The organism is Hymenobacter sp. HSC-4F20 (assembly GCF_019599275.1).
Classification (GTDB): domain Bacteria; phylum Bacteroidota; class Bacteroidia; order Cytophagales; family Hymenobacteraceae; genus Hymenobacter.
The window spans coordinates 1-317 of record NZ_JAHZTD010000044.1; the positions used below are offsets into that span (position 1 = coordinate 1).

Consider the following 317-nt stretch of genomic DNA (forward strand, 5'->3'; position numbering starts at 1 on the left):
AGGCATCCCCCGTGTGCCCTTGTCTACTTCTCGTAGTGACTCGTTCCTTGCGGAACAGAGTCGAGCTTAACTTGCCTTACACAGGCAAGCCAGTATATTTCTCTCTTGTTTTCGTACGTCAAAGAACGTGTGCTTCTCCTGTTGAGAAGCGCAGGTGAAGCTGCCGGGTGACCCGCAGCAGCTTCAAAAGCTGAATGAAGGAAAAGACAGGTAGATAAGTGGGAGCAGTGTCCCACGACCAGAGCTCGTAGCAAACGAGTCGGTCAAGCTCCAGAAAGGAGGTGATCCAGCCGCACCTTCCGGTACGGCTACCTTGT

At 53.0% G+C, this 317-nt stretch carries 1 protein-coding gene; it reads right to left on the minus strand.

All coding sequences use genetic code 11. The features are described from left to right. Positions 1-118: 118 nt before the first annotated feature. A partial coding sequence (locus K3G63_RS22650) for a hypothetical protein (protein WP_220616425.1) occupies positions 119-317 on the minus strand: 199 nt, incomplete at its 5' end.